The organism is Dysgonomonas sp. 520 (genome assembly GCF_010501095.1).
Classification (GTDB): Bacteria; Bacteroidota; Bacteroidia; order Bacteroidales; family Dysgonomonadaceae; genus QVMP01.
In genome coordinates, this window is the sequence record NZ_QVMP01000067.1 from 1 (window position 1) to 484 (window position 484).

1 protein-coding gene is annotated in these 484 nt (G+C 27.1%); it reads left to right on the forward strand.

Going from position 1 to position 484, the window contains the following annotated elements; all coding sequences use genetic code 11:
• Positions 1–59 precede the first annotated feature (59 nt).
• A complete protein-coding gene (locus D0T56_RS16565; RefSeq protein WP_163321274.1) occupies positions 60–374 on the forward strand; it encodes a hypothetical protein in 315 nt (104 codons plus the stop codon).
• The last annotated feature ends 110 nt before the right edge of the window (positions 375–484 follow it).

Sequence of the window (484 nt, forward strand, 5' to 3'; positions counted from 1 at the left end):
GGGCATATACATTCGATAAATTATACAAACTATAAATAGCAACTTGAATTAATTAGTTTATGGTAGATTTATGGAAATATTATAAAGAGGAAGATTGGATATATTTATTATCAAATACTATTCCTTTAGCTCTTAACGAGAATAAAAAACATTTAGAATATGTGTCATCATTAAATATTTTTCCTGATGATATATGTAAAGTCTTAGCTGTATATTATGATTATATGTTTGAGGGCAAAGATGAGAACTTTCAAAATTGGCTAGTAAAAAAACAATCTTTATTAGATAATGAAACACCAATAAGTTTAATGAAATTACCCAATGGAGTTCTTGGTTTGAAAGTATATTTATTAAGATATCCATTATTACTTTAGGAAAAGTGGTAATGTTCCATATGTCACCTAAAGAAATTAGGTTGTTAATTTCAAGTAATGCATATAAAAGAAGCTGCAGGAAATGAATGGGGTACTGGAGGTGGAATACA

Bases quoted from the DNA above. Each gene is read 5' to 3' on its own strand.
- D0T56_RS16565 (WP_163321274.1), top strand. From the start codon at position 60: ATGGTAGATTTATGGAAATATTATAAAGAGGAAGATTGGATATATTTA.